Source organism: Allomuricauda sp. XS_ASV26, assembly GCF_041224615.1.
Lineage (GTDB): Bacteria > Bacteroidota > Bacteroidia > Flavobacteriales > Flavobacteriaceae > Flagellimonas > Flagellimonas alginolytica.
Genome location: NZ_JBGFGK010000031.1, coordinates 369,128 through 393,308, shown reverse-complemented (window position 1 = coordinate 393,308; position 24,181 = coordinate 369,128). Strand labels below are relative to the sequence as shown.

Sequence of the window (24,181 nt, the reverse complement as noted above, 5' to 3'; positions counted from 1 at the left end):
ATACTGTTTTTTGTTAAAAGTATAAAAACAAAGAGAATTGGTCATGTCATTAATAGTATACGTCAGATATACGGGGTTCAAAATCAATACTTTTAGAATCAGCCACTTGAGCAAAGTGCGCAACACATAAAAATTAATTTTAACAACAAGTATTATGAGCAATGTACAAACTACGGAACGTAGTGTTTTGGAAAAACCTAAGTTCAAAGATCAGTATGAAAATTACATCGGCGGAAAATGGACCCCACCGACAAAAGGGGAATATTTTGACAATATTTCTCCTGTCGATGGGAATGCATTCACCAAAATTGCGCGATCTACGTCCGAGGATGTGGACAAAGCCATCGATGCAGCGTGGGCGGCAGCACCAGAATGGAACAATTCCTCCGCAACCTACCGCAGCAACTTATTGTTAAAGATTGCCGACGTTATGGAAAACAATCTCGAGGCTTTGGCCCGTGCCGAAACCTGGGACAATGGCAAAGCCTTGCGCGAGACACGTGCCGCGGACATGCCATTAGCGGTTGACCACTTCAGGTATTTTGCGGGAGTAATTCGCGCAGAAGAAGGTTCCGTAAGTGAGTTGGATTCCAACACCGTGTCCATGAACGTTTTGGAGCCTCTAGGTGTGGTCGGGCAAATCATCCCATGGAACTTCCCTATCCTGATGGCCGCATGGAAATTGGCCCCCGCATTGGCCGCTGGGAACTGTGTAGTACTTAAGCCTGCAGAGCAAACACCCGTCGGAATCCTTATTTTGATGGAACTTATAGAGGATATTCTACCCGCAGGCGTACTTAACATTGTAAATGGATTTGGCTTGGAAGCAGGAAAACCATTGGCTTCCAGTCCACGCATAAAAAAAATCGCGTTTACGGGAGAAACCACTACTGGGCAATTGATCATGCAATATGCGTCCAAGAACATTATTCCCGTGACCTTGGAGTTGGGCGGTAAATCCCCGAACGTTTTCTTCGAAAGCATTATGGATGCGGATGATGAGTTCTTCGATAAATGTTTGGAAGGCGCTGTAATGTTTGCCTTGAACCAAGGGGAGGTCTGTACCTGCCCATCCAGAATATTGGTTCAGGAAAGCATTTATGACAAATTCATTGAGCGAGTTATAGAGCGTACCAAAGCCATCAAACTTGGCCATCCGTTGGATCCAACCACCATGATGGGCGCACAAGCATCGAATGATCAGTTCGAGAAAATCATGAACTACATCCAAATAGGTAAAGAAGAAGGATGCGAAGTTCTGGCAGGAGGTGACGCTGCTTATAACGAAGGCCTGGAAGGTGGGTATTACATTCAACCCACTATTTTGAAAGGAAACAACAAAATGCGCGTATTCCAAGAAGAAATTTTTGGTCCCGTGGTCTGTGTCACCACTTTTAAAGATGAAGCAGAAGCACTGGAAATCGCCAACGACACCCTTTATGGATTGGGAGCGGGAGTTTGGACACGCGATATGCACCAAGCCTATAAAATCTCCAGACAGATACAAGCTGGCAGGGTTTGGGTAAACTGCTATCACAACTACCCTGCACATGCACCGTTTGGAGGATACAAAAAGTCAGGAATCGGAAGAGAAAACCATAAAATGATGCTCAGCCACTATACTCAGACCAAAAATATGCTGATTTCTTACGATAAGAACAAATTGGGCTTTTTCTAGGATGGAAAATTTGATAAAGCGTGTGTTGGTTTCGGACAATTCCAAAAAAATTATTGACCAATTAAGGGAACGCCATGGCGAATTGATGTTTCATCAAAGTGGGGGTTGTTGTGATGGTTCCTCTCCCATGTGCTTTCCCAAAGGTGAGTTGATGCTGAATGAGAACGATGTGAAGTTGGGCACCATCCATGGTTGTGGTTTTTTTATGAGCAAGGACCAGTTCGAATACTGGAAACATACACAGCTCACGGTCGATGTGACAACGGGGCGTGGTGCCAGTTTCAGTCTGGAAATTCCGTTGGGACTCCGTTTTGTCATCAAGTCGCGATTGTACACGGATGAGGAACGGGAACATCTGGAACCCGTACAACCCGCAGAAGAAGCATAAAGCAAGCCCCGATAGATTCGGGGCTTTTTCATACCTTGTTCTCTGTTTCACTACGTAGATAGCATGAAGAAAATTTTGATAGCTCCATTTGTTATGTTGGTAAGGTTTTACCAACTTTTTATATCCCCCATGTTTCCTTCCACATGCCGCTATTCCCCCACTTGTTCACAATACACCTTGGAAGCCTTAAAAAAGCACGGACTCTTTAAAGGCGGATGGCTTTCTATTAAACGTATAGCCAGTTGCCACCCCTGGGGAGGAAGCGGATATGATCCTGTCCCTTAAAAAATTGCGCTTTAATTAACACCCTGCAACCGTTCAAAGTAGTTATATTAGTCCAAAATTTATTTCAATGTACTTTCTAGGATTTGACTGGAACCCCGAAGGAACTCTTTTTAAACTGGGTTTTCTACAGATAAAATATTACAATTTGCTATGGATTGCCGCCTTCATATTAGGCTGGTTTATCATGAAGAAAATCTTCTTGAACGAAAAGAAGTCCATGGAAAAACTGGATTCCCTTTTTATTTATACCGTGGTATCCATAATGCTCGGAGCACGATTGGGGCACGTATTTTTTTACGATTGGGACTACTATAAAGATCATTTGGCAGAAATCCTTTTACCTATCCACGAAAACGCGAACAGTTCGCTCTTCGGTATCATCAATGGGTACGAGTTTACCGGCTTTACAGGCTTGGCCAGTCATGGAGCTACTATCGCTGCCATTATCGGTATTTGGTTATATACTCGTAAATGGAAAGATATTAAAATGCTTTGGCTATTGGATAGGTTGGTAGTTCCCTCTGCAATCGGTGCCGCATTTGTAAGGTTCGGTAATTTTTTCAATTCCGAGATCAATGGAAAAAAAGTGGATGAAGCCTATTTCCTAGCAACTCGTTTTATCCGTGATTCGGACGATATGCCTGCATATCAGGCGATGGCACTCACCAAAGAAAAAACACCGAACGCAGCCTACAAAGCCATTCAGCACAACCCGGAGTTCTCTGAAGTTTTACAGTCCATACCATTTCGCCATCCCGCCCAATTGTACGAGGCCATTTGTTACATTTTCGTATTCGTGGTTCTATACCTGCTCTACTGGAAAACAGATTGGAAAAACAAACCAGGCTTCCTTTTTGGTTTGTTTATGGTTCTTTTGTTCGTGGTAAGGTTCTTTGTGGAATTCTACAAAAAAAGCCAAGGCGGTTTCGAAGATACCCTCGGCATGCTTTCCACTGGACAATGGCTCAGTATCCCCATGATTTTGATCGGTGTATTTTTTATGGTAAAACCAGCACCTGTAGAACCTTAGCGACATGGCAAATTTTGGAAAAATAATAATATTCACGGTTGTTTTGATTCTGGTATCGTGCAAGAGCGAATCCAAACAAGCCATTAAAACAGAAACGGTTTCCTTTACAAAAGAGGGAGAGCTAACCATTCTTTCTGAGGAATCAGAAGCCATAAAGGCTAGTTTTGAAATCGAGATTGCCGAGTCGGAATACGAGACACAAACTGGGTTAATGTACCGAAAATCCATGAAAGAGAATAGAGGAATGCTATTTATTCAGCCCACAGAATCCTTGCAGTACTTTTACATGAAGAACACAGAAATTCCCTTGGATATAATTTACATTGATTCAGGAATGAAGATCGTGAGCTTTCAGAAAAACGCCCAACCGTTCAATGAAGATACCTTACCATCCAATATCCCTGCAAGATATGTATTTGAAATTAACGCAGGGCTTTCGGATAAATTGGGACTACAAGTTGGTGATAGTATTTCATTTACACGTGATTAAATGTCTAAATACCTTCTGGACAACCAAACATCCGACCGACTGCTTTATCGTAAGTTGACCGATTCGGATTTCGAAGATTGGCTCCCTTTCTACAACGACCCAAGATCCACACAATACTGGGACGGTCTGCCCAAAGATCCCGTAGAAGCTTGCAAAGCACAGTTCGAACGGGTATTTGAACGCTATCAAAACGATTTAGGTGGCATGAACGCCCTAATTTTAAAAGAATCCGGAAAACTGATCGGTATTTGCGGACTCCTAGTTCAAACTGTGGACAATGTAAAGGAACTGGAAATTGGCTATTCCATTCTACCCAATTATTGGCTTAAGGGTCTTGCATCTGAAGCTGCCCGAAAATGTAAGGCCTTTGCGTTTGAAAACAATTTTTCGGATTCCCTGATCTCCATTATCCATGTGGACAACATACCCTCCCAAAAAGTCGCAATAAACAATGGTATGTACTTGGACAAAACAACAGTCTATAAGAACAATCCCGTACATATTTTTAGAGTTAAGCGAGGATAATCGTAATTTTAAGGCAATACCAATTGCCTCATGAAGCTACACAAAAGCTACACTATCCTTACGCAGAACAATTCCAACACTAAACAATTGGTTCAAAATCTATTGAAGAACGATCCAATTGATGGGCTGCTCGAACTACAGAACTTAAAAGGTTTGCTTTTCTCAAAGTCAGAAATTGACCGTTATATGGACGAAGAGGAACGCCACGATATTAAAATTTTGACCAAGGACAGCGAACAGCCGTTAAAAACCATGAGCAGTGGAGAGCAAAAAAAAGCGCTACTTACCTATCTGCTTCAAAAAGACCCGGATTTTTTAATCTTGATAAATCCGTTCGATAATTTGGACACTGACACACAAGCCAAATTGAAAGAGGAACTTGTAAATATTTCATCAAACAAAATTTTGGTACAATTGGTCAGTAGATTGGATGATATTTTGCCCAACACGTCCGATTTTTTTAAACTTGATGGAAATACGCTACACCACTATTGTTCATCCGATGAGTTTTGGACGCAAAACAAAATGGAGCCCATACCTTTTAATGGCACCATTCCTCCATCTTTGTCACAAGTCAAAATTGACCATAAGGAACTGGTAAGTTTTAAGAAGGTTTCGGTCAGCTTTAATGGCCGCCAAGTACTGAACAATATAGATTGGACCATAAACAAAGGAGAGTTTTGGCAATTGAAAGGTCCGAATGGAAGCGGAAAGTCCACACTATTGTCCATGATCACAGGGGACAGCCATAAAGGTTACGGCCAAGATTTGACCATTTTTGGCCTACAAAAAGGCAAGGGTGAAAGTGTTTGGGACCTCAAACAAAACATCGGCTATTACACTCCTGCAATCACCAATACATTTAAAGGATACCACAGTCTGGAAAATATGATTATTTCTGGCCTGCACGATTCCATTGGACTGTATGTACAACCAACCGACCGTGAAAAAAATTTGGCCGAACAATGGCTACAACTACTCAATTTGGAAACTCGAAAAAATGAGTATTTCAAAGATCTAACAATTGGTGAAAGCCGATTACTTATGATGGCACGGGCCATGATAAAACACCCTCCTTTGTTAATTTTGGACGAACCTACTGCTGGACTTGACGATAAGAGCGCCAATCTCTTTGTTGCCCTGGTAAACAAGGTGGCCAAAGAAAGCGACACTGCCATAGTTTTTGTCTCACATAGAGAAGAACCTCAGTTACATCCAGAACACATCTTTGAACTACAACCATCCGAAATGGGATCGACGGGTAAACCATCACAAAAAATTCATAAATAGATTGGCGCACGGCGCATCCTTTTACAAAAACCACTGATTTGATCACTGATTGTATTTATTCAGGATAGTTCACAAAAAAAGACCCTCTAAAAAAGAGGGTCTTTAATATAAAGTGTAATATAAAAAACGAAAAACTACGATTCGGTTGCTTCAGCAACTTTGTTCTTTAATGAATCGAACATCACCGGTGTTGCGATAAATACAGATGAATATGTACCTACGATTACACCAATAATCATCGCGAACATAAATCCTCTTAGGCTCTCACCTCCAAAAATAAAGATGGCCAACAACACGATCAATGTGGTAAGCGAGGTGTTCAAGGTTCGGCTCAATGTACTGTTCAATGCCAAGTTAATGTGCTCTCCACCCTTCCAGCCTTTTAGGCTAGTTACTTCACGAATACGGTCGAATACTACCACCGTATCGTTCAGGGAATAACCAATTACGGTTAGGATGGCCGCAATAAAGGCTTGGTCAATTTCCATGTTGAACGGCATTATGCTACCTGTAAGGGAGAATATACCCAAAACGATCATAACATCGTGGAATACCGCTACCACAGCCCCTAAAGAGAACTGCCATTTTCTAAACCTGAAAAGAATATAAAGGAATACTACCGCCAAGGAACCGATAATGGCCAAGAAAGCGTTTTTCTTGATATCATCCGCGATGGTAGGCCCAACCTTAACAGATTGAAGGATACCGATAGATTTTTCGGAAGCACCAACGGTAAAATCTTCAAAAGAAGTTCCGTCTGGCAAATATTTTTGTAGCGATGTGTACAGCTTATCCTGGATCTCCGTATCTATCTCCACTCCTTCTTGATCCACTTTGTATGGTGTGGTCACTTTTATCTGATTGGCATCACCAAAAGTTTTCACATTGGTACCACTACCGAATACCGTATTAAGTTCGGATGCAATCTCCGAAGGGTTCACAGCTTTCTCAAAACGGATCTGATAAGAACGTCCTCCTATAAAATCAACCCCTTGGTTAAGTCCATTGGTAAACAACGAGAAAACACTCACCGCTACCAAAATGGCGGATACCACATAGGCGATCTTTCGTTTGGACAAGAAGTTGATATCCAAATTGGTAAACAGGTTCTTTGTGATACCTGTACTGAAATCGAGGCGCCTTCCTTTTTTGCTCGTGTAGGCCTCGATCATTAATCGAGTAACAAAAATGGCCGTGAACAAGGAAGTAACAATACCGATCATCAAGGTCGTGGCAAAACCTTTAATTGGTCCTGAACCAAAAACAAAAAGAATGATCGCAGTAAGACCTGTAGTAATATTGGCATCCAAAATAGAGGACAAAGCGTTTCCAAAACCATCGGCTATGGCTTGTGCCTTTCCTTTTCCGCGCGCCAACTCTTCTTTAACCCTTTCAAAAATAAGTACGTTGGCATCTACCGACATACCTATAGTCAGTACAATACCCGCAATACCTGGCAATGTCAATACAGCGCCAAGGCTGGTCAGCACACCAAAAATCAACAAAATATTGAATACTAAAGCGATATCGGCAAACACTCCTGCCCTACCGTAGTAGAATATCATCCAAAGCAATACGAACGCCATGGCGATCATAAAGGACATAAATCCACTATCGATAGCTTCTTGACCCAAAGATGGGCCTACCACTTCTGACTGGATAATATCCGCAGAAGCAGGAAGTTTACCCGCACGCAAAACGTTGGCAATATCTTTGGTCTCGTTTACAGTAAATGTTCCAGTAATCTCCGAACGCCCACCAGAAATTGGCCCCGAAGAAACCCCAGGTGCAGTGTACACTTTGTTATCCAATACAATGGCAATACCAGTTTGGTTGTTGTAGGCATCCCCCGTTAATTCTTCCCATTCTTTGGCACCACGAGTATTCATCGTCATGCTAACGGCCGGTTTATTGAACTGATCAAAGGTATCCTGAGCATCGGAAACAACATCTCCGCTAATCCTTGGTGTACCTTCTCGGTTGGATTTCAATGCATACAAGTCAACTATTTCCGCATCTTGCGAAGGTCTTTCCCAAAGGAATTTGGTAAACTGAACATCATTCGGCAATAGCCTTTTAATTGCAGGCATTCTTAAATACCCGCCAATTTCTGCGGTATCGGCCACCAAGGCTCTTGCTATGGCGTGACTCCCTGGATCGGCCGGAATCAATTTACCCAAAATCGGATTGGCATCCTGTGACATATCCAACGAGTCTTGAGCTACATCGGATAGCAGGGAATCAATTTCCGATTCCGGTTTTGAGATTTCGTCCTCGGTAGACGTTTTCGGCTCCAAAATCTCTTTTAAACGTTCGTTGGCATTAACCAAAAACGTTGCAATACTTTGGTTGCTCTGTGGATAGGTTTCCCAAAATTCCAACTGTGCCGTACTGGACAACAATTCCTGGGCACGGGCAATATCCTTGGCCCCTGGAAGTTCCACTAAAATTCTTCCCGAGTTACCTTCTCTTTGAATATTGGGCTGTGTTACCCCAAAACCATCGATACGCTCTCGCAAAACTTCGAACGCAGAAACTATGGATTCATCAATCTTTCTTCTGATGATGGGTTTTACCTCATCATCGGACATTTGAAAATTAATATCATCGCTCAGTCCTTTATTGGCAAAAATGTCCGGTGAGGCCAGTTTGGTATCTCCTTTGATATTGTCAAAAGCTTCGAAAAACAGTTCCAAATAGGTGTTGTCACTATTTTTTGATGCTTCGTCGGCATCTGCCAAGGCTTTGTTGAACACAGGGTTCTTAGTATTGTTGGCCAAGCCTTTCAAAATATCCTTAACGGAAATCTGAAGGGTAACGTTGATACCTCCTTTAAGGTCCAATCCTTTGTTCAACTCTTTTGTTTTGGCATCCGCGTAGCTCGTATACCCCAAAACAGTATTATCACTGATGGAATCCAAGTACGATGCCTCTAAAGCTTCGCGCTTTGCAACATAATCTTCCTCAGCCTCCGAAATTTGGCCAATTGCGTAAGCCTCAGCATCTTTCTCCAACTTATTAGTGATGAAAGTATAAGATAACTGATAGATGCTCACCAAGCCAAAAAGGATCGCGAAAAGCCTTATAAGTCCTTTATTCTGCATTGATTGTTAATTTTTTAGAAGTTTTCTTAAACAGCGTGCAAATATATCATTTCCGATAAGATTTGACAATAGAATTTGATGTAATTGCAATTACTGTTAATGGTTACGGTATAAAATTAAAAATGTCATCCCGGACAAACCTAAAGATTTCCATCCAATTTGATGGTAATTTTCTTTTGGTCGATGCCCAAAATGACATTTTAACCGATAGGGTTTAAATCTAGACCTCTAGCAGTCCGTTGGTCTTTTTTACACCTTCGGCACTTTCCTGCATTTTGGCCTTTTCGGCATCGGACAATTCTATCTCTACAATTTTCTCGATACCATTTTTACCTAGGATTACCGGTACCCCTATACAAATATCGTTTAGTCCGTACTCACCTTCCAACAGTGATGAGCAAGGGAACATTTTCTTTTGATCACATGCAATGGCCTGGACCAAGCTGGAAACGGCAGCACCTGGGGCATACCAAGCACTTGTACCCAACAATCCGGTCAAAGTAGCACCTCCAACTTTGGTTTCTTCCACAACCCAGTTCATTTTTTCTTCGGATAGGAACTCGGAAACTTTTACACTGTTTCTTGTAGCATGGCCGATCAAGGGCACCATTCCTTTATCGCTGTGTCCGCCGATCACCATACCATCCACATCTGAAATAGGTGCTTCCAAGGCTTGGGCCAATCTATATTTGAAACGGGCACTGTCCAAAGCTCCACCCATTCCTATAATTCTATTTTTAGGAAGTCCTGTTGCTTTGTGCACCAAATAGGTCATCGTATCCATTGGGTTGCTCACTACAATAATAGTTACGTTAGGGGAGTGCTCCAAAAGGCTTGTGGCCACGGTTTTCACAATACCGGCATTAATACCTATCAACTCTTCACGCGTCATACCAGGTTTACGAGGAATTCCCGAAGTGATCACTGCAATGTCGCTATTGGCAGTCTTACCATAATCGCTGGTAGACCCGGTAATTTTGGTATCAAATCCGTTCAATGATGCCGTTTGCATCAAATCCATGGCCTTACCTTCGGCATACCCTTCTTTGATGTCCAATAAAACTACTTCCGATGCAAAATTTTTCATTGCTATGTACTCAGCGCAACTTGCTCCAACTGCGCCTGCTCCTACTACGGTAACTTTCATTTGTATAGATTTAAATTTTAGTCCTCAAAAATAAGGCATTTAGGGCAGATAAAAACTGACATTTACCAGTTTTAGACCATCAATTCCGGTAAAAACAACAAAGTTGACATGGATTTAACGACACCTAGATCACTCTTGAGCAGCATAAGAGTTGTGCAATAAAATATTTTATCCGTTTTATACAATAGATTCTTACAAACCTACGTTCTTATAGTCCCAAATTTAACGTAACCTACTTGACCTATGAAAAAGCTCTTTTCATTGTTGTCCATTCTTGGCATTATAGCCATAAGCAACTGTACCAGTGTTCCGGACAACCACGATCCCATTCTGGGTATCTGGGCAAAAACTGCATCTTCAACTATTGAAGGAAAAAATTCGAACACGATCCGTGAAGAGTGGATTTTTAACGATGTCTATCTAGGAAGATACCAGAGATACACCAACTCCCAATTAGATTTTTACACCGATTTTAAATGGTCGCAAGAAAATGGGGCCTATTCCATTATTTATGGCGACCCACAGGTTACCGATATAACCGTTAGTTTGGAAAAAGCAAAAACCCCCGAAGTATTAACCTTGGATAATGGCTCGGTCTTCGCCACCAGGGAATGACGTGAAGACTACATATATGAAAATAGGAGGCCCCGGAAACGGGGCCTTCTTTATTTTTGATCGGTAATTTTTGATTCTCTCTTACCTAAATCCAAAGTTCACTCCAAAGGTAAATGTGCTGAACTCGGAGAAATTATATTCTGCATTCAACCTAAAAAATCCCAGTTTAAGTTTGGTACCCAAATTAGCAGATACTCCGCTTGCATCTTGCGATACCGTAAAAGGGTCTACCACTGTTTCTGAAAAGAAAGGCCCGTTGGCCTCGTAAGTACCAAGCACATCGATATCCGAGTTCCCTGTGATATATCCAATCCCTCCATAAAAATTAATTACCGGGATATTTTTAGTGGAGACCACGGCGCTAAAATTCCATGTTCTGAAAGAAGCATCGATTCGTTGATCACTTCCGCTGATAAAATCAGAATCGGAAAAATCGTATTCCCCATTTAAATTAGTATAGCCAATTACCGCAGAAATAGCAACGGGCAATACTTTATCGGCAGGCAATATTTTGGTAAAATCATATTGCAATCCGGCCCCGAACAATCCAATCTTGGCATCGTCGTCAAATTTGATCTTTGGTAAAAAACGAGCTTTTACTTCCAACCCCTTGATCAAACCCACACTGGCCTGTAGATACCCCGATGGTATAAAATTGAGGTTTTCAGCAGAAAGACCTGTGGGCAGCTCAAAACTCTCTCTGAAGATACCACTTTCATCTTCCACAAAAACTTCTACTCCCTCAATATCCCCTAACGCGGTAGACACCATTCTGGCCTGGCCCGGGTTTTGTACAAAATCCAAGTTATCGTAATCGGCAGGATCCAATATAAATGCTTTTTTATCGTCCTTGTTTTTAAATCCGGTCATGTTTCCTATAATGGAAATCTCAAATCCACCCAAGGGCTTGGCATCTGCCGTATTGTACCATCCATTGGAGATGCTGTAAATGGCTCCTTCCGAGACCGGGGACAAATAAGCGTTGGCAAATCGCTCGGCATCCGCAACTCCCGAAACAAATATATCGTTGAGATCCTGGGACTTGCCCATGGTCACAGTAACTAGTGCAAGCGCTAAAATTAGTCTTTTCATAATATTGAAGTTTTACCCAAAACTAAAAAACTCGCCCTGCTGGGGCGAGTTTTTGTTGTGAAATGCCTGAATTCTATACATCTATATTCGCATAGACGGCATTTTTCTCAATAAATTCACGTCTCGGTGGCACTTCGTCACCCATTAGCATTGAGAATATACGATCGGACTCTGTTGCATTGTCAATACTAACTTGACGTAAGGTTCTGAATTCCGGGTTCATTGTGGTGTCCCAAAGTTGCTCGGCGTTCATCTCACCAAGACCTTTATATCGCTGGATACCTGCTCCCCCTCCCATTTCTGCATTGATCTGATCACGCTCCTTATCATTCCATGCGTAACGTTTTTTAGATCCTTTTTTTACCAAATATAGAGGTGGTGTTGCGATGTAGACATGGCCACCCTCGATCAACTCCCTCATATATCGGAAGAAGAAAGTTAAAATCAGGGTTTCAATATGGCTACCATCGACATCCGCATCACACATGATCACCACTTTATGATATCGCAGTTTATCCAAATTGAGGGCCTTACTATCTTCTTCGGTTCCGATGGTAACTCCCAAAGCAGTATAAATATTCTTTATTTCCTCGTTTTCAAAAACCTTGTGCTGCATGGCTTTTTCCACATTCAGGATTTTACCTCTCAATGGGAGAATGGCCTGGAAGTTTCTATCCCTACCTTGTTTGGCTGTTCCACCTGCAGAATCCCCCTCTACCAAAAACACTTCGCACTTGGTAGGATCTTGCTCCGAACAGTCGGATAGTTTCCCTGGCAACCCTCCTACACTCATAGGGTTCTTGCGCTGTACCATTTCTCTGGCCTTTGCCGCGGCATGTCTGGCCTGTGCAGCAAGTTTTACTTTTTCAACGATTTGTTTGGCATCATCCGGGTTTTCCTCCAAATAATCGGTCAGCATTTCGGATACGGCCTGACTCACTGCACTGGTAACCTCTCGGTTACCCAATTTAGTCTTTGTCTGCCCTTCGAATTGCGGTTCTGCCACTTTCACCGAAACGATCGCCGTCAGTCCTTCGCGGAAATCATCACCAGAGATTTCAAATTTCACCTTATCCAGCATGCCGGAATTATCGGCATACTTTTTAAGGGTCGATGTTAAACCTCTTCTAAAACCTGAAAGATGTGTTCCTCCTTCATGGGTATTGATATTGTTTACATAGGAATGAAGGTTTTCGGTGTATCCCGTATTATAGATCATTGCTACTTCCACCGGAATTCCGTTCTTCTCTCCTTCCATGGAGATTACCTTTTGGATCAAGGGCTCTCGAGTACCGTCCAAAAACTTGATAAATTCCTTGAGGCCTTCCTCGGAATGGAAAGTTTCGGAAACGAATTCTCCTTTTTCGTCCTTATTGCGCTTGTCGGTTAGCGTTATGGTCACTCCTTTATTCAGGTATGCGAGTTCCCTCATCCTATTGGCAAGGGTCTCATAACTATATTCTGTGGTTTGGGTGAATATGGTATTGTCCGGAACAAAGGTTACTATGGTACCAGTCTCATTGCTTTCGCCAACACTTTTTACAGGGTACAACGTTTTTCCTCTTTCGTATTCCTGCTCCCAAATTTTTCCATCTCGGTAAACAGTGGCCTTTAAATGGGACGATAGAGCGTTCACACAAGACACACCCACTCCGTGCAATCCACCGGAAACTTTATAGGAGTCCTTATCGAATTTACCCCCTGCCCCGATCTTCGTCATTACTACCTCCAAAGCGGAAACACCTTCTTTTTTGTGCAGGTCCACGGGGATACCCCTTCCGTTATCCTGGGTAGTGATAGAGTTGTCTTCGTTAATAATTACATCTATCGTATCACAATGGCCCGCCATGGCTTCATCAATGGAGTTGTCCACCACCTCATAAACCAAATGGTGCAATCCTCTGACCCCAACATCTCCAATATACATGGAAGGTCTCATACGTACGTGCTCCATCCCCTCCAGGGCCTGGATACTATCCGCGGAGTATTGTTTCTTGTTAGCTTCTTCGCTCATATATATTCAGTATTTGCCTCAAAAATTCAAATCTTACAAATATAAACAATACCCTGTGGAAATGGCCAAAAACACCCCTCTCAAGCCCCTAAGTTATCAACAAAGTGTGTGGAAAACAGCCTCTTTTTATTGCTTGTACCCCAACATGGTCCGAACAACTAAAAAGCCCCTCGGGAAAGGGGCCTTCTGACTAATTAAAAAATGAAACATGTTAGATTAACTGCTTCATATCGTTTGGTTGGTTTAAACAGGGGTTATTTCACATATGCATCGGTATGAACCTTAGCCACAGCTCTTCCCGATGGATCGTTCATGTTCTTGAATGCCTCGTCCCACTCCAGGGCAATTTTGGTACTGCATGCCACTGATGGTTCTTGCGGCACGCTCATAGCCGCCGCATCGGAAGGGAAATGACTTTCAAAAATTGAACGGTAATAATACTCTTCTTTGGATGTAGGGGTCTGAATTGGAAACTTAAAATGGGCATTTTTTAGTTGCTCATCCGAAATCTCCTCTTCCACTAAAGCTTTTAAGGTATCTATCCAGCTGTACCCGACTCCATCGGAAAATTGTTCTTTTTGCCTCCAGGCCACGCTTTCGGGCAAATAATCCTCAAATGCTTTGCGCACCACCCATTTCTCCATGCGTTCGCCGTTGATCATTTTATCTTTTGGGTTTATGCTCATGGCCACATCCATAAACTCTTTGTCCAAAAAGGGCACACGCCCCTCAATGCCCCAGGCCGCCAAGGATTTATTGGCCCTAAGGCAGTCGTACATGTGAAGCTTGTCCAGTTTTCTTACTGTTTCTTCATGAAAATCCTTTGGACTAGGGGCCTTATGGAAGTATAAATATCCGCCGAACAATTCGTCCGCTCCTTCACCCGAAAGGACCATTTTAATTCCCATGGATTTGATCACCCTGGCCATTAAATACATTGGAGTCGAAGCTCTTATGGTTGTAATATCGTATGTTTCGAGGTTATAAACAACGTCCTTTATGGCATCCAGCCCTTCTTGGATGGTAAATTTGATCTCGTGATGGACCGTTCCAATATGGTCGGCCACCTTTTGGGCCGCCGCCAAATCAGGAGAACCCTCCAAGCCTACCGAAAAAGAGTGCAATTGTGGCCACCAAGCATCCGCCGTGTCCCCGGACTCGATTCTTTTTTGGGAATATTTTTTTGCAATGGCCGATGTTACCGATGAATCCAATCCACCGGACAATAGTACGCCATAAGGCACATCGGACATTAATTGACGGTGTACCGCAGCTTCCAATGCATCTTTGATTTTTGCAATGCTGGTCTCGTTTTCCTTAACTGCATCATATTCCATCCAATCCCGTTTGTACCAGCGTACAAATTCACCGTTAGAACTGTGCATATAGTGACCAGGGGGAAAAAGTTGGATTTTGGAACAAGTGCCTTCCAAAGCTTTCAACTCGGAAGCCACGTAGAACGTTCCGTTTTTGTCCCAACCTATGTACAACGGAATAATTCCCATATGGTCGCGGGCGATGAAATACTCGTCTTTTTCCGAGTCGTATATGGCAAAACCAAATATACCGTTCATTTCATCAACAAAATCGACTCCCTTTTCCCGATATAGGGCCAAAATAACCTCACAATCGGATTGTGTACGGAACTCATATTTCCCCTCGAACCGTTTTCTTAATTCCTGATGATTATAAATTTCGCCATTGGCTGCCAATACCAATTTACCATCGGCACTGATCAACGGCTGCTTTCCCGAAGCCGGATCAACAATAGCCAATCGCTCATGGGCCAAAATTGCCTTATCATCGGCATAAATACCACTCCAATCCGGCCCTCTATGTCTCACTTTTTTAGACATTTCCAATAGTTGGGGCCTTAGTACTTCCGTACTTTCCTTCACATCAAATGCGCAAACAATACCACACATAATTTATTATATTTAATAACAATTTTAAAACAAATATGAACTTTATTATTATTCAATAAAACTATTATTAGATATTTAATTATATTTTATAATTTTAAATCATCTTACTGTTTCATATTGAAATAATATGCGCTTTTAAATCATTTTTATCCAATGCTTTGTAAGGTCGCTTAATTTTCCCGTCTGTATATTTGAAAAAACTATTAATCAACTCCTGAAAAACGGAAATTAAATCGCAATCATGAAGAATTTAACAGTATTAGTATTGATGTTTTGTGCCAGTTTAGTGTTTTCTACGGATGCCGTGGCCCAAAAGTTTAGTGGACTTGACAAAAGTCCTGCGGATATTGCCTATTATCCAGCAAGCTCTAGAGAAAATGATAAATCTGCGCGCATTATTTACAGTCGTCCACAATTGAAGGGACGTAGCATGGCCGAATTGGCCCCTGCCGGAAAAGTTTGGAGAACCGGAGCCAATGAAGCTACGGAAATAACTTTTTACAAAGATGCCACTATTGGCGGCAAAACGATTAAGGCAGGTTCTTATGCATTGTTCACTATTCCGGGTGATAGCGAATGGACCGTTATCTTGAACAGCAACCTACACCAATGGGGCGCTTATTCTTATGATAGTGACGGTGATGTGGTACGTGCCACTGCTGCAGTTTCTTCGGATAGCGAAGAATTGGAAGCCTTCTCCGTTGCTTTTGACGACGATGGAAATATGGTTATGGGATGGGGAACTACCAGAGTCTCTTTGCCGATCAGCTATTAATACATGATCGTTCTAAAAATACGAAGCCCCTTAATAAGGGGCTTTTTTATTGTTCTTTTGCTACAACCTATTATAGATTGGTTTCTTCACTTAGTTTAAATCAACAAAGGGGGCGTTATTTCTTCTGAACACCACCCAAGAACACATGTTCTGCAGTTATATTGGGAATATCTTCGGATGGGATTGTCATAATATCATCGCTCAGAACCACAAAGTCTGCAAATTTTCCCGCTTCAATACTCCCTTTTTCTTCTTCCTCAAAATTGGAATAGGCCGCCCAAATGGTCATCCCCTTTAAAGTTTCCTCTCTGCTCAAGGCATTTTCCATCTGAAAACCACCTTCGGGGTATTGTGCTACATCCTGGCGGGCGACCGCCGCATAAAAGGTTAAGAACGGATTTACCTGCTCCACTGGGAAATCGGTTCCCAAGGCAACCAGTCCTGCTTTGTTCAACAGGTCTTTATATGCGTAAGCTCCTTTTATCCGTTCTTTGCCTAAACGATCTTCTGCCCAATACATATCACTTGTGGCATGTGTTGGCTGTACGGATGGAATGATTCCTTTTTCAAAATAGTTAAAATCGGATGGCGAAATTACCTGCGCGTGTTCCACTTTCCATCTGCGGTCCGTTCTACCTTTTAGTGCTTTTTCGTAGGCCCTTAGCACCACAATATTGGCAGAATCGCCAATTGCATGGGTGTTCATCTGATAATCGGTTTCCGCAATGCGATGAGCCAGTGCTTCTATTTGGTCCACAGGTGTTACCATAGCACCAAAATGGCCAGGCTTATCGGAATAATGATCTCTTAGGGCCGCACCTCGCGAACCAAGGGCCCCATCGCCATATACCTTTACGGAACGTACATTTAATTGATTGGTTTTGATGATTCCCTTTTCCAAAAAGTAATCCAAATTTTCTGGATAATTGGAGATCATTGCATATACCCTAATGGATAATTCACCTGCTTGCTGTAGGCTATCGATCAACTCAACTATCTCCCTCGGAAGACCTGCATCGTTCACGGTAGTGAGGCCATAATCCAAAGAAATAGCTTCTGCATCCTTAAGCGCCTGTATATTTTGTGCCAAACTTGCTTTGGGAATCACTTGATCTATCAATCCCATGGGATTGTCCACCAATACACCGGTGATTTTACCATTTTCCTTTACAATTTCCCCACCTTCAGTTTTTGTTTCAGCAGTAATTCCGGCCATATCCAAGGCTTTTTGATTGACCAAATAGGCATGACCATCCACGCGCTCCAATGCCACGGGCGTGTCCGGAAACAATTCATCCAGTTTATCTTTAGTGGGAAACTCTTTGACCTCCCAATCGTTTTGATCCCAACCTCTACCACGAATAAAATTGGATGGGCGTTCCTTTTGGAAGGCCACCACCCTTTCCATCACCTCTTCATAACTTTCCGTGCCGACCAAATCGACCACTTGTTGATTTTGCCCCAATCCGTAAAAATGGCAGTGTGCATCTATAAGTCCCGGAACTATGGTTTTACCTTGGGCATCAAAACTGTTTTGGGCAGTATATTTTTTGTTGATTTCGTCCGTATCCCCGACTTCTACAAACTTTCCGTCTTTTATCGCAATGCCGGTCGCTTTGGAAAAATCCTCATCTACCGTATAAATATTGGCATTGGATACAATTAGGTCCACTTGTTCCTTGGTATGGCAAGAAATAATGAACAATGTGGAGAGCAGTAAAACGTACTTTTTCATTTTGGATGGTTTCTTCCAAAAATAGAAAAAGTGATTGAAATTTTAGGGATTGTCATCCTCGAACTCTGTCATAACAAACTCTACTCTTCTATTTTTCCTCCGTGCTTCTTCGGTCAAAGTAGTATCCAATGGTTTACTGTCACCATATCCTTGATAGGAAATCCGGTTTTTGTGCAACCCTAAAGTTATAAGGTAATTGGCGACCGAACTTGCCCTTTCGCGACTGAGCACATTGTTATATTCTGAGGAACCCAGATCATCCGTATGGCCACTGATAGCTACTTTTAAATCCGGGTTTTGCTGCAAGTAATTATAAACATCCCGGAGACTCTGTTTTGCCTTGGGTTGCAAGTCGAACCTATCAAAATTAAAATTTACATGATTTAAAACGTACACTTCGTTGGTCTTGTATTCCGGTCCTAAATAGACCAAAGAAATATCGTCCAAATAGTAATAGGCATAACCTTCCTTATTATTTGAAGGGTCTTTGCTATCGATATATGCGGTACCTGCGTTACTTTTAAAATTTCCCAGGATCAAATGATTCTCAAATCCTTTGGCTACCAAATCAAAACTTAACTCCATCCACTTTTGTTTATCCTGATAATAATTTGATACTGGAAATTGTTTGATATGGGTAGTTTGTGCGGAAGTGGAGATCAATTGACTTTGAGACAGTTCTTTTTTGGTATAAATAGATAAGGGTCTATCGGATAAAACGGCGCCCATATCCATAACAGCACCATCCGATTTTTCGGATAGGCTCAAAAATAAGGTCAACCTGTACCGACTACCTTTTTGCAGGGTTTCGGTCAACGGCACTTGAATATATTCGCGATAATCCTTTGGAGCAAACAAGTAGAGTCCGGCATATGCTGCACCCTCATAAGGCTCTTGTTTACCTTTAAAGTTCATGGGAACACCCAACTTGGTTCTACTACATTGATTAAAATAATCGGTTGTTCCCAAGGTCGGAGCGCTCCAGTAAGCAGCATCCCTATTTAGATTACTCATTTTAACAGGACAGGAAGAATATTCTTCGAAACCTCCATTATGAACCAAATTTTGACCAATTCCAAAGAAGGAATTCATCAAAAAAAGGCATAGAAGTCTTTTAAATATTGGTCTTGGCTGCATTATTTTCCTCAAAATAAGAAAGGTCAACTATGGGTACATCAACAAGTTGACCGAAAATAATGAACGGTATTTTCAATAATTTATTGCGTAAAATCCTACAAATTAGAAATCAAACTTATAGGAGACCCCTGCCAACGCTTGGAATCCCTGCACTCTAAAATTGGCCCATCGTTGGTAATTGTTATTTGCTATATTCGAAGCTTTTAAAAAGATGGAGAGCTGATCATTGAAACGATAGCCAAGGTGCGCATTGGCATCAAAAAACGAATCCAAGGTAATTGGCGAATAGGAAATGGTCGGTGGCACATTATCGGTTAGTGCAATTGAGGTCAAAGCATCTCTCTCGCCCACAAAGAACAGATTGGCGCCCATATACCATTGGTCGGTGATCTGGTAGTCCAAAAACAGGGATCCTTTTATCGATGGTAAGTTCCAGGCCGGATTATCCGTTTCCGTATCGTAATCGTAGAATTCTGCGTTTACCCCTAAAGAAAAATTTCGATTTACATCTACATTTATTTCACCAAAAACTCCCAATGTTTTTACATCATCATAAAAAACCTGAAAAGAATTACCGTAGTAATAGCTCTTTTCATCCATTCTGGAAGTATTGACTGTATTTTGATAAAAAAGCGGCTTTCTATTTTCCGCCATGTAGGATCCTTTAAGATTATAACCGATATTGGAGGTTAGCTGGCCCTTAAGTCCCAAATACCCTTCGTATTGCTGGTCGGTGGGCATAATGTCCAACGTTGGCGACACATACGGATTTTCATTCACAAAATCGTAATAGGAGTTTTGCTTTAGCTCTCCTTCTATTCCGCCATACGCAATTACATTTTCTTCCAATAATCTATACGAAGCGGTTACGGCAGGATAGATATAAAAATTGTTCTCGCTGTTTTCCAAATCCAGACCATAAACTATGTTGGCCCCCAGGTTCAAAGTAAGGTCATCCCTCAAAATCAAAAGACTTGGGGTTACACCAGCCTGTAAATGGCTATATTTTTTTTCTCCTGTATTCTCGAGTTCCGTTATGGTGCCATTTTTAAAATTGCCCCCAACATAATCCACTTTGGCAGCGACGGTAATCAATTCCTCGGTTATGGGAAGTTCAAAAGTTGGGTTGATCACCGCACGATTCTCCGCTGATTCGGTTGCATCCCAAAAACGCCTCAACAATACATTTCCACTTTTAAAAGGAGAATCCTCCATATTAAAATGGGCCTTGGCCTGGGCATTAAAATAATTTTGCGTCTCGTCGATTGCATTGATTTCATCTTCGCTGAACAATTCACTCTGGATGCCGTACCAGTTATATAATTGATGTTGCAAGCCAATACTTGCGCCCCAATCCATATAGCGATCTTTTTTGGCATAGGAAGCGTTGAGCTTGGTGTTGTAAAAATCGGTATCCAAAGGTGTGGAATCCAAGTCACCTCTTGATGAATTGTGGGTCAAACCAAAATCCAAAAGGTCTTCGCCCCGATTAAATTCTCGGCTGGTATAAAAATCGACCAGGGCATTGTTATAATTGCCCAATCCCACCGAGGCATATGAATTGTACAAGGTGGGCGGTGGTGTTTTCTCCACACCCGAAGCCTTTCCTTTTGCCGGTGTAAAAGTGGATGCTACGGGCACCGAAAATATGCTATAATTGATTTTCTTCTTTTGCAGCACAATGGAATCGTTTAAACTAGGCGACGATTTAATTTTAAAGGCATCCGAAACGGTAGGGGAATACGGTTTCACCACCGTTACCGTTTCTGTACCAATGTTATCTTCTTCTTGGGCGATAACGGCCCCACAAAGGCTCAAAAAAAGTAATGAAAATATATAGGTTCTCTTTTGCATGCTGTGTCTCGTTTAGTTTTGATTGGGGTCTACGGATGAATTGCTCTCGGCCTCCTTGGCCTTGATTGTGGCCAGTTCAATTTCAGCATCCGAAACGATTTCCTCAAATTCGGAAAAATTGGAAATAACGCTTTCCAAAATGTAGGTGGCCTGGAAGGCATCTCCCAAATTGTAGAAGTTCTTGACCATAACCACCAATCCTTTTCCCGCCCATTCTTTATACGCCGCATAATCTTTGGCCAATTTTTGAACGGAAGTGTTGGAAGCCTCAAAATTTCCCTCTTTATTTTTAAAATACGCATCGTAGTACCAAGCTTCGGCAGCGAGCTCACCAGATGCAATTTGCTGAACTTCTTGGTAGGCAGATTTGGCTATACTTTCGTTATCTGTTGCAATAGCCGAACGCGCGATCATGATCTGCGCATCACTTTTTATACGATCATCTATTTTGGAGGCGCTAAGTACCTTTTCGGCGTAGGCGATGGTCTGTTCATAATCCTTTTGACCGTAAAAACCTTTCATCAAATTGGACTGGGCAAAGGTTTTGTTCTCTGAAATATCGGCCGTGTTTTCCAATCTTTTTAAATAAGGGATAGCACTGTTGTAATCCTGCTTATCCACATAAATCTCACAAACACGTGTCAAGGCCTGCTCGGTATACTCCCCATTGCCTCCATCAGCAACAGCCTTGTATTTTGACAGGGCCTTATCTTTTTCTCCATTAGCAAAATAGAGTTGCGCCAAGGCAAAATTGGCGTTTTGCGCATGGAGTCCGTTAGGGAATTCGTTCAAATAATCTTCATAGCCACGGATTGCTGCTGCGGTTTTACCTTCAATTTGTTTTCGCTCTGCGGATTCAAAACTGGCATTGTCTAACTCGGTATCGGTTACTTCAACAAAATCCAAACTTCTGGCCCAGGCTGCGTATTCGCTTACTCGACCTTCGTCCACATACACCAATTTAGCTGTGGCCACTGCTTGTTTGGCTTCTGGGGTTTTCGGGTACTTTTGAACTACTTCTTTTAACTTGCTCAATGCTTGGTCGTTTCTATTGGAATTGTAGTACACCAGCCCAGATCGGAGCAGTCCTCGAGGGGCAAACTTACTCCCGGAATATTCGGCCACAATCCTATCGTAAGTCTGAAGTCCTAAACTTTCTTGGTTATTGTTGATGTAAGAATTACCCAATTCAAACAGGGCATCATCCCGTAATGATGATGTAGGGAACATCCTCAAGAATTCGTTCAAGCCATCGATTTTTGCAGCATTGTTACCTAAAAATCCATCACAAAGTGTCTTTTGGAATGCCGCATAATCACGTTCTGGCCCGTTCATCTTTGATGAAGCATCGTAAGCCTTTTTCGCCAATTGGTATTTACTGTTCACAAAATAACTGTCGCCCAAGCGCAAATAACCATCATTCTTTCTTTCCTCATCAATAGCATTGGAGCTCACTACGTTTTGAAAATAGGATATAGCGTTGTTGTAATCTTTTAGTTTGAAGTACGAGTAGCCTAAATTATAATCCAACTGCTCGTATTCTGAAAGTGATTTGGCTGCTGGCGAGTTCTGGAACCGCACAAAATCCACCAAAGCTTCCTCAAAACGGTTCATTCGGTAGGCCGATTCCGCTTTCCAATATAAAGCACGGGCTTCAAAGTTTGCGTTATCTGCACTTTTCAGTGATTTATCGAATCTTTCCCAAGCCCCTTCGTAATTACCATCAATAAAAAGTTCCACTCCTCGGTAGTAGGCGACTTTCTGATAGGTTTCCTTGCTAGCATAGTTCTGGTTCTCCTCCAAAAGTTGCATGGCACCTTCAAAATTTCGGGAGGTGATATAGGAATCCACCAAAAGCTCTTGAATTTCCATTTGATGCTCATCCTTTGGGTATTTTTCCAAGTACGTGGTCAACACTTGGGGAACAGGTTCGTAAGCATTACCGATTTCGTAGCTCAAGCGAGCATAGTTCAACCAAGCATCTTTTTGAATTTCTGGACTAAACTCCATCTGCGAAGCATTTCGAAATGCATTCAATGCCTCGGATTTTTTATCCAACTTTAAATAACATTCCGCCAAGTGGTAATATGCGTTTTGGGAAACAGCATTGCTGCCCCCTATAATTTTATTGAATTGCTGAATTGCTTTTTGATAATCACCGAGCTTATAATGACTATATCCGAGCAAATAGAAATCGGTATTGTTCCATTTGCCACGTTTGCCCTTGTATTCCTCCAAATAAGGAACTGCCTCGGCGTATTGTTCTAAATTAAAATAGCTTTCGCCAATGATCTTATTCAATTCCGAAACTTCTTGACGATTGGATTTGGGCAGTTGTTTTTTGGCCAACGCAATGGCTTCTTCAAACTTGCCCAATTTAAAATTCAAATCGGCCTGATAATAGGTCAACTTTTCATCTAGCAATTCGGGGTCCCGAATCTGGTCGAACCGGGCACTTGCAGAGTTGTAGTCGTCTTGCTCGTAAGCGATATACCCCAAATAATATTTGGCCTGTGAACCATATTTTTGAGATGTCGTCACTTTGTTCAAATAGCGTTCTGCTTCTTGCGGGCGCTTGGATGCGTACAATGCGTAGCCATTGTTGAAGTTAAAGCGGTCGCGCTCCGAATAGGGCATGGAGTTTTCATCCACTTTTTTGTACCATTTTAACGCATAGGGGTATTTTCCCGTTTCAAAATAGTAGTCGGCCACATCCAAAAAAGCAGAATTCCTTTTGGTGGACGTGGGATAACGTTCCACAAAATCCTCCATCATTTTATCCGCTCCTCGCTGATTCAGTCGAATGGCGGCATTAGCGGCATAATAGGCGCTATTGGCTTCGGTTTCCCCATCCTTAGTGTTGGCTTTGACAGACTCAAAAATATTTTGCGCTGCTTGGTACTGCTCATTGTTGTAGAGCGCCAAGGCATCTTGATACGCTTTATTCTCGTGAGTGTGGATCTTGGTTTCCTGCGCGGAAAGCACAAAAAAAGTTCCCATAAAAATGGGAATTAATAGGAGATTTTTTCGATTCATAGTGTTCTACGCTCTTCTCGATTGACTTTACTCATAACGTCAAAATTAAGGCCAAAGTATG

18 protein-coding genes are annotated in these 24,181 nt (G+C 42.1%); 9 read left to right on the top strand and 9 right to left on the bottom strand.

The features are described 5' to 3' along the window. Nucleotides 1-154 precede the first annotated feature (154 nt). The 7 genes from AB9K32_RS09210 (at nt 155) to AB9K32_RS09180 (ending at nt 5,686) form a co-directional block, all read left to right on the top strand. Entirely contained in the window at nt 155-1,678 is a 1,524-nt protein-coding gene (locus AB9K32_RS09210) for an aldehyde dehydrogenase family protein (RefSeq protein WP_224835317.1), read from the top strand. A gap of 1 nt (nt 1,679) precedes the next feature. Beyond that, nucleotides 1,680-2,066: a DUF779 domain-containing protein gene (locus AB9K32_RS09205; protein WP_369885003.1), complete on the top strand. Its 387-nt coding sequence runs from the start codon at nt 1,680-1,682 to the stop codon at nt 2,064-2,066. A 63-nt stretch (nt 2,067-2,129) separates the two neighbouring features. Then, nucleotides 2,130-2,351 (top strand): membrane protein insertion efficiency factor YidD, encoded by a 222-nt coding sequence (gene yidD / locus AB9K32_RS09200; protein ID WP_369885002.1) that lies wholly within the window; start codon nt 2,130-2,132, stop codon nt 2,349-2,351. A 67-nt stretch (nt 2,352-2,418) separates the two neighbouring features. Then, complete coding sequence (gene lgt, locus AB9K32_RS09195) at nt 2,419-3,381, top strand: prolipoprotein diacylglyceryl transferase (RefSeq protein ID WP_224835320.1); 963 nt, start codon at nt 2,419-2,421, stop codon at nt 3,379-3,381. Between the two features lie 4 nt (nt 3,382-3,385). Next, nucleotides 3,386-3,871 carry a DUF192 domain-containing protein gene (locus AB9K32_RS09190; protein WP_338193391.1) on the top strand — a complete coding sequence of 162 codons (486 nt, stop codon included), beginning with the start codon at nt 3,386-3,388 and terminating at the stop codon, nt 3,869-3,871. Then, complete coding sequence (locus AB9K32_RS09185) at nt 3,872-4,396, top strand: GNAT family N-acetyltransferase (protein WP_293294055.1); 525 nt, start codon at nt 3,872-3,874, stop codon at nt 4,394-4,396. Between the two features lie 30 nt (nt 4,397-4,426). After that, on the top strand, nt 4,427-5,686 hold the full coding sequence (locus AB9K32_RS09180) for an ATP-binding cassette domain-containing protein (RefSeq protein ID WP_369885001.1): 1,260 nt from the start codon (nt 4,427-4,429) through the stop codon (nt 5,684-5,686). Between the two features lie 134 nt (nt 5,687-5,820). On the opposite strand, the gene secDF is transcribed toward AB9K32_RS09180, so the two are convergent. Continuing rightward, on the bottom strand, nt 5,821-8,790 hold the full coding sequence (gene secDF, locus AB9K32_RS09175) for a protein translocase subunit SecDF (protein ID WP_224835324.1): 2,970 nt from the start codon (nt 8,788-8,790) through the stop codon (nt 5,821-5,823). Nucleotides 8,791-9,010: 220 nt separating this feature from the next. After that, complete coding sequence (gene mdh / locus AB9K32_RS09170; RefSeq protein WP_224835325.1) at nt 9,011-9,937, bottom strand: malate dehydrogenase; 927 nt, start codon at nt 9,935-9,937, stop codon at nt 9,011-9,013. Nucleotides 9,938-10,180: 243 nt separating this feature from the next. On the opposite strand from mdh, the gene AB9K32_RS09165 reads away from it, so the two are divergent. Then, nucleotides 10,181-10,552, top strand: coding sequence for a hypothetical protein (locus AB9K32_RS09165; RefSeq protein ID WP_224835326.1), 372 nt, complete (start codon nt 10,181-10,183; stop codon nt 10,550-10,552). An 81-nt stretch (nt 10,553-10,633) separates the two neighbouring features. Here the strand turns inward: AB9K32_RS09165 and AB9K32_RS09160 are convergent, their stop codons facing one another. The 3 genes from AB9K32_RS09160 to asnB form a co-directional block, all read right to left on the bottom strand. Continuing rightward, entirely contained in the window at nt 10,634-11,644 is a 1,011-nt protein-coding gene (locus AB9K32_RS09160; RefSeq protein ID WP_338193381.1) for a DUF6588 family protein, read from the bottom strand. Between the two features lie 73 nt (nt 11,645-11,717). Continuing rightward, nucleotides 11,718-13,658: a DNA topoisomerase (ATP-hydrolyzing) subunit B gene (gyrB, locus tag AB9K32_RS09155; protein WP_369885000.1), complete on the bottom strand. Its 1,941-nt coding sequence runs from the start codon at nt 13,656-13,658 to the stop codon at nt 11,718-11,720. A gap of 254 nt (nt 13,659-13,912) precedes the next feature. Beyond that, complete coding sequence (asnB, locus tag AB9K32_RS09150; RefSeq protein ID WP_369884999.1) at nt 13,913-15,583, bottom strand: asparagine synthase B; 1,671 nt, start codon at nt 15,581-15,583, stop codon at nt 13,913-13,915. A gap of 241 nt (nt 15,584-15,824) precedes the next feature. Between asnB and AB9K32_RS09145 the strand changes: the two genes are divergently transcribed. After that, a complete protein-coding gene (locus AB9K32_RS09145) occupies nt 15,825-16,358 on the top strand; it encodes a DUF2911 domain-containing protein (protein WP_224835330.1) in 534 nt (177 codons plus the stop codon). A 115-nt stretch (nt 16,359-16,473) separates the two neighbouring features. Here AB9K32_RS09145 and AB9K32_RS09140 read toward each other — a convergent pair whose 3' ends face one another. The 4 genes from AB9K32_RS09140 to AB9K32_RS09125 form a co-directional block, all read right to left on the bottom strand. Beyond that, nucleotides 16,474-18,093, bottom strand: coding sequence for an amidohydrolase (locus tag AB9K32_RS09140; protein ID WP_338193376.1), 1,620 nt, complete (start codon nt 18,091-18,093; stop codon nt 16,474-16,476). Between the two features lie 42 nt (nt 18,094-18,135). Beyond that, nucleotides 18,136-19,185, bottom strand: coding sequence for an OmpA family protein (locus tag AB9K32_RS09135; RefSeq protein WP_369884998.1), 1,050 nt, complete (start codon nt 19,183-19,185; stop codon nt 18,136-18,138). A 147-nt stretch (nt 19,186-19,332) separates the two neighbouring features. Further along, nucleotides 19,333-21,084, bottom strand: coding sequence for a TonB-dependent receptor (locus tag AB9K32_RS09130; protein WP_369884997.1), 1,752 nt, complete (start codon nt 21,082-21,084; stop codon nt 19,333-19,335). 12 nt (nt 21,085-21,096) lie between these two features. Beyond that, on the bottom strand, nt 21,097-24,120 hold the full coding sequence (locus AB9K32_RS09125; RefSeq protein WP_369884996.1) for a tetratricopeptide repeat protein: 3,024 nt from the start codon (nt 24,118-24,120) through the stop codon (nt 21,097-21,099). Nucleotides 24,121-24,181 lie beyond the last annotated feature (61 nt).